This is a genomic window from Barnesiella intestinihominis YIT 11860 (assembly GCF_000296465.1).
Classification (GTDB): Bacteria; Bacteroidota; Bacteroidia; order Bacteroidales; family Barnesiellaceae; genus Barnesiella; species Barnesiella intestinihominis.
This window is the reverse complement of record NZ_JH815204.1, coordinates 972,949-979,427: the sequence shown is the minus strand read 5'-3', so window position 1 is coordinate 979,427 and position 6,479 is coordinate 972,949. Positions and strand designations below refer to the sequence as shown.

5 protein-coding genes are annotated in these 6,479 nt (G+C 48.4%); 1 reads left to right on the top strand and 4 read right to left on the bottom strand.

Translation table 11 applies throughout. The features are described from left to right. The first annotated feature begins 281 nt into the window (after positions 1–281). Positions 282–1,352 carry an alpha/beta hydrolase gene (locus tag HMPREF9448_RS08805; RefSeq protein WP_008862258.1) on the top strand — a complete coding sequence of 357 codons (1,071 nt, stop codon included), beginning with the start codon at positions 282–284 and terminating at the stop codon, positions 1,350–1,352. A 15-nt stretch (positions 1,353–1,367) separates the two neighbouring features. Here HMPREF9448_RS08805 and HMPREF9448_RS08800 read toward each other — a convergent pair whose 3' ends face one another. From HMPREF9448_RS08800 to HMPREF9448_RS08785, 4 genes are all read right to left on the bottom strand, one after another. Next, the gene (locus HMPREF9448_RS08800) at positions 1,368–1,781 is read right to left on the bottom strand and encodes a PH domain-containing protein (protein WP_008862257.1); all 414 of its coding nucleotides are present in this window, start codon (positions 1,779–1,781) and stop codon (positions 1,368–1,370) included. A gap of 14 nt (positions 1,782–1,795) precedes the next feature. Then, positions 1,796–2,005: a hypothetical protein gene (locus HMPREF9448_RS08795; RefSeq protein WP_008862256.1), complete on the bottom strand. Its 210-nt coding sequence runs from the start codon at positions 2,003–2,005 to the stop codon at positions 1,796–1,798. A gap of 65 nt (positions 2,006–2,070) precedes the next feature. Next, positions 2,071–3,210 carry a carboxynorspermidine decarboxylase gene (gene nspC, locus HMPREF9448_RS08790; RefSeq protein WP_008862255.1) on the bottom strand — a complete coding sequence of 380 codons (1,140 nt, stop codon included), beginning with the start codon at positions 3,208–3,210 and terminating at the stop codon, positions 2,071–2,073. Between the two features lie 12 nt (positions 3,211–3,222). Continuing rightward, entirely contained in the window at positions 3,223–5,580 is a 2,358-nt protein-coding gene (locus tag HMPREF9448_RS08785) for an ATP-dependent helicase (protein ID WP_040296153.1), read from the bottom strand. Positions 5,581–6,479 lie beyond the last annotated feature (899 nt).

The following is a 6,479-nucleotide window of genomic DNA, read 5'->3' as shown; positions in this document are numbered from 1 at the left end:
GCGAGGAAATGGCGAGGCTGTATTTAATATGTCAAAGATACAAATTTGAAAGCGAATCACAACTCGAATCGTACACTTTAACGGCCTTGTTGGGCTGTATTTAATATGTCAAAGGTACGGATTTGAAATTAAATCATAATTAATTTAGTTGGATTTTAAACTGTTAATTTCTTATGTGTTGAGAATACCACGGATAAATACTATTGAATTACAGTGTTGGTAGGTGTGTTTTGTGTGGAAAAGCGTATCTTTGATAGCTCAATCAAAGGGATAATGAATGTATGGAACCGTTAGGTATTTGTCGTACGGCTTTTTATGTGTCTAAAAAGATCATGTGTGCCGTACTTATCGTATTTTCATTGAGAGGCAGAGCGCAGAGCAGTGTAATGATGGAGAAGGAGACTTGTGCGTTTCTTCAATCTTTGCCTGCGGGTTTACAAAAGACACAGGCCGATGCCGTGCGTCGCGCCATAAACGGGGATTGTACCGCTTTGATATCTGTGCGTAATTCGCGTAATACGAACCCTGAATCGAAAAGTGGGGTAGTGGCAACGGATATCGGAGGGTGTTATCGTTTGTATCGCCCTGCCGGATTCGATACTATTCCGTTGCCTGTGTTGATTTACTTACATGGGGGTGGCTGGTGTTTCGGGAGTATCAATAGTTGCGCTCATTTTTGTGCGGGGTTATCGTATAGGGCAAAGATTGCTGTGTTGGCCGTGGAATATCCCTTAGCACCCGAACATGCTTATCCTGCCGCCCTCAATGCTTGTACCGAGGCCGTCGCATTCGCTTTCGAGCATGCCGGGGAGTATGGCTTTCTTCCCGATCGGATATCTATCGGCGGAGATAGTTCGGGCGGGAATCTTGCTCTTGCTACGGCTCTTAACCTAATTCTTGCAAAGGATTCTCACTCTTGCCGCATGGACAGTGGAACGATGTGCTCTTCACTTTGTTCGCTCGTGCTGTTTTATCCGGTGACAAAAGCTTGGGCAGACGGTTCGTCTTCGTGGAAAAACTATGCCGAGGGATATGGTCTCGATGCCCAATTGATGGAGGCTTTCAATGCCGCATACATCGGTACAGGAGATGCTCGACAGCCTCTTGTCTCGCCGGGTGTAGCCGATGACGAGCTACTGAAACAGCTACCGCCGACGCTTATCGTCAATGCCGAGCGGGATATTCTTTTATGTCAGGGGAAGGAATTGGCGGCCAGACTTTCCGGGCTCGGCGTTGCCGTGAGCCATACGGTTTTGCCTCATACGGTGCATCTCTTTATCACCGTGCCGGGACAGCCTACGGCATTCGGGGAGTCTGTTCGTTTAGCCGCCGACTTTCTCACGTTAGAGTAGGGGAATCATTCCGTATCAGAGAGGTGGCTTTACAACTATATCGGGATTGAGACTCCTTAGATGATCGATGAATGCTTGCCTCTGGTTGGGAGACAAGACGAGAGTCTTTTTGTCGGCGAAGCGGATTTCTATCCTGTCCATCGATAAGGCCGGTGCGCTTAAACAACTATTGGTTTTCGAGATTTTCGTTATTCGGTCGATCGGGAAGGAGGACGACAAGAATATGCCGCATTTGATGTGCAGCGTGCCGTTGTCTATGGTGTAGCTCGTGTTACAGAATGGGTCGGCAATGAAAGCGGCCGTGACGACCAATAAGGCGAGGGCTATCCAAGAGAATTCGAACAGGAGCGGCAGGTAGGACAGAAGGACAATTGCTATAATGGCGATTAGCAAGCCTTTATCGACCTTTGATTTGTAAACAGTTTTCATTGTCTCGTAGGAGATTAGAATATCCCTCCACCAAGCATAAGGCGCAGTATACCCAAAACGATAGATACGATGCAGAGGGTTTTGCCATTGTCTGATTTGAGAATGGCACAGATGATGAGGAAAATGACCGATATGGGTATGGCCACCCAGTTGAGAAATCCCAATAGGGGAATAAATGCGACAAGGGTGATGAGCAGTGCTACGATACCTAAGAATGTTCCCATTGTTTTATGCTTTTTGTCGATTAACAAATGTATTTTGTGATTTGTTCCGGGGGATCGATGTCTTGTCAATCCATTCGGGTTTTATAGTCGTAGTAGTCGTATTCCCGCCAGATTTCCGCTTTCCCGTCGCTTTTGAGGCAGGCTATGGAGGGGTGGGGGATTCCGTTGAACATGGTTGTCTTGACTGTCGTATAGTGAATCATATCCTCGAATATGATTCGGTCTCCTATTTGTAATTCGTGGTCGAAATGCCAGTCTCCTATATAGTCGCCGCTCAGACAGGAGTTTCCTCCCATGCGATAGGCGTATGTGCCGGGTGCGGGTTCTACCGAGCCTCGTATCGCCGGTTTATAGGGCATTTCGAGACAGTCGGGCATGTGACAGGCAAAAGAGACGTCGAGAATGGCTGTTTTGATACCGTGGTTCTCGACTATATCGACTATGGTGGATACTAATGTACCGGTCTGCCAAGCGAACGCACTACCGGGTTCGAGAATGATTTCGAGGCCGGGGTGTCTTTGTTTGAAGCCCCGGAGGAGGTTAATCAAATGTGCGGTATCGTAATCCTTGCGGGTCATGAGGTGACCGCCTCCCATATTCAGCCATTTGATATGGGGGAGTAGATGCCCGAATCGGTCTTCGACCTGTGCCAAAGTCTTTTCGAGGTCGTAGGAGGTGGACTCGCAGAGGGTGTGGAAATGAAGCCCCTCCACTCCCTGCGGAAGTTCGGGCAGCTTGTCGGCGGTTATTCCTAATCGGGAACCCGGTGCGCAGGGATTGTAGAGGTCGGTTTCTACCTCGGAATATTCGGGGTTGATACGCAACCCGCACGATACCCGATTGCCGTCGGCTACTACTTGGGGGTAAAACCGTTCGAATTGAGTCAGGGAGTTGAAGGTAATGTGGCTGCTGTATTTGAGTATTGTCGGGAAATCCCGCTCGGTATAGGCCGGTGAGTAGGTGTGTGCCGGACTGCCCATCTCCTCGAATGCCAGCCGTGCTTCGTGTATGGAGCTGGCTGTGGAGTGCGGAATATATTCCCGTATGACGGGGAATGATTTCCAAAGGGCATAGGCTTTGAACGCCAGTATAATATTTACTCCGGCGGCTTCTTTGACAGAGCGAATGAGAGCGAGGTTGCGGCGCAATAGTTCTTCTTCGAGAACATAGCAGGGTGATGGTATTTGCGATAGCGTATCGTGCATGACGTATGAAAATTATTCTATGATTGTGAACTTGGCGAATTTGAGCAGGAGCTGTTTGCGTCCGACGTTTTCAAATTCGACGGTTATTTTGCAGTTGTCTCCCGTATCTTCTATGGCTGTAACGGTTCCGTTTCCGAAGCGGGCATGGCAGATGAATGTTCCTATTTCTACTTGCCCGGCAGCGGTTGCAACTGTGGATTGTGTCGTAGAATGGGTTTCACCTGTGGGTTTAGAGTCTATCTTGGTCAACCGTTTGCCCGGAGACGGAGCAGTGAATGGTCTCGGTGCAGGTGTGCGATCCGTATCTTCTTCGTTCCATCGGGAAGTTTTGCGCGGTCTTTCCGCATCGAATGGAAATCGGTTCCACGATATGGTTTCTCTGGGAGACTCCTGTTTGGTTTGTACCGGCATATCGACGTATCGAGAATCGAGGTCTTTGATGAACCGGCTTGGAGGGGAGGAGACCGTTTGTCCGTTACGATAGCGGGAGAGGGCATACGTGAGGGTGCAGTTTTCTTCTGCGCGGGTGATGGCCACATAGAGCAGACGTCGTTCTTCTTCGATTTCCCGTTCACTGTTTTTACTCATGGCCGAAGGAAAGAGGTCTTCTTCCACTCCAACAATGAAAACTTGTTTGAACTCCAATCCTTTCGATGCATGGACCGTCATCAAGGTTACTTTGTCTTGCTCGGTTTCATCGCCGTTGTCTTGATCTGTCGCCAAAGAAATTTCGGCTAAGAAATCGGATAGGGAGGTTTGTTCTTCTCCGGCTTCTTCGCGCAGGGCGCAAAATTCACGGACACCGTTCAAAAGTTCTTCGATGTTCTCTTGCCGGCTGATGTTTTCGGGAGTACGATCCGAGGAAATCTCTCCCCAAATACCCGACCGCTTGATAATCGTTTCCGCCAGTTCCGGTGTGTTCTTTTTATCGGCTTCGTAGCGTAATTCGTCTATGAGGTCCTTGAAGGTTTTCAACTTGTTCAATGTGCCGTTGTTAACGGCCAAGTTGTAGCCTATGGGGTCGGAAATCACATTCCATATACTGGATTCCTGCGAGTGTGCCCGTTCGATGAGTTTCGAGAGAGTGGTATTTCCGATTCCTCGTGCGGGATAGTTGATGACTCGTTTGAGTGCTTCTTCGTCATCGGGGTTTATCGTCAATCTGAAATAGGCGATGGCGTCCTTGATTTCTTTCCTTTGGTAGAACGACATGCCTCCGTAGATGCGGTAGGGTATGTTGCGCTTGCGCAGAGCTTCTTCTAATACACGGGACTGTGCGTTCGTACGGTAGAGGACAGCGAAGTCGTTGTAATCACAGTGAGTCGTGATGCGCATTTCGGCAATACGGTTCGAGACGATAAAGCCTTCTTCGAAATCGGAATAGGCACTTATTACTTGTACTTTGTTTCCTTGTTCTTTTTCGGAGAATACTTGTTTGGGTATTTGCTCCTTGTTCTTGGCGATGAGGCTGTTGGCCGCATTGACGATATTTTGTGTGGAACGGTAGTTTCGTTCGAGTTTGAATATTTTCAATCCCGGGAACTCTTTGCTCAGTCCGAGTATATTGTGGATATTCGCTCCCCGGAACGAGTAAATGCTCTGGGCATCGTCGCCCACCACGCAGATGTGGTTGTGGTCTTTTCCCAACTGGCTGACAATGAGGTGTTGGGCGAAATTGGTATCTTGATACTCGTCTACCAAGATGTAGGCGAACAGGTCGCGATAGTGTTGCAGCACGTCGGGGTGGTCCCTGAAAAGTATATTGGTATTGAGCAGCAGGTCGTCGAAATCCATTGCCCCCGACACGGAACAGCGTTGTCGGTAGATACGGTATATTTCGTGAATGAGGGGTCGTTTCGAACGAGTATCCATCTCGATAAGTTCCCGGTTTCGCGCATAGGCTTGCGGTTCGATGAGGGCGTTTTTCGCATGGGAAATAATCGCTTGCACGGTTGTGGGTTTGTATGTCTTATCGTCGAGTTGAAGTTCTCTGATAATGCTTTTTATAAGCGACAGGGAATCGGAGGCATCGTAGATGGTGAAGTCGTGACGATAGCCGATCCGGTCGGCATTGGCTCGAAGTATGCGGGAGAAAATGGAGTGAAACGTCCCTGCCCACAAGCGTTGAGCTGTCTCTGTCCCTACCAATGCGGCGATGCGTTCTTTCATCTCGTTGGCCGCTTTGTTGGTGAAGGTGAGTGCCAGCAGCCGGTAGGGTGGATATCCCATTTGCAGCAGGTGTGCTATTTTGTAGGTAAGTACTCTTGTTTTACCCGATCCGGCTCCGGCGATAACCAATTCCGGTCCATCGGTATAGAGCACAGCTTCGCGTTGCTGGTCGTTCAGACTGTTCAGAAAATCTTGTTCCACTTTTCTTTTCCTTTGCTTCGTGCAAAGATAGTGTAAAGGGTTAATAGAAACAAGCCTCGGTTTTGTCTGTGTGTTATCTATTTTTTTGAGAATCATACTTTCGTCATTGCATAACTGAGTTTTATTTCTTCTTTTCAAGTTCTGTATCGGTGGTGGAGTTTTATTCTTGGTTCGTTCTTCTCAGCAGCGAGAAGAACGAACCGTTCGGGCTGCTGTTTTTATTAACCCCTCCGCTCATTGCAGTGCGATACCCCCGCATACGGGGCACGGCAAGGGAGGAGTTTAGAAGTGGCTCTCTATTCATTTGCGATGAACAAAGGGAGGAAGCTATATTTTTCTAATTCAACCCCCTCGCCCTTTGGGCACTCCCCCTATATTCCCTTACAGAAACACAGGGGGAGAGGAGGGTTAACTCTATTACTTCCATTGTAGGTATTTTTAACCCCTCTCCTCGTCGCTACACTCCTCGGCTCTCCCCTATATTTTTTTGCGCCACACACCGCAATGCTTCGGGGCACGGCAAGGGAGGATTGTGATACAAAGGACTTTCTTTCCCTGTCAAAGAAAGTCCTTGTTACATTAATTCGCTTTATTTGTTCATTCTTCTTAGCAGCGAGAAAAACGAACCAAGAAGCGCCGCCGTTTTTATTAACCCCTCCGTCCTTGCGGACACCTCCCCTATATTTTGCGGTGCAAAACACAGAGGAGGAGATTGATAGTAACCCTCCGCTCATTGCAGTGCGATACTCCGCATACGGGGCACGGCAAGGGGAGAAGGTTGAATACTAATGATTTTCTTTCCCTGTCAAAGAAAGTCCTTGTTACATTAATTCGCTTTATTTGTTCATTCTTCTCAGCAGCGAGAAGAACGAACCAAGAAGCGCCGCCGCTGTTATCGG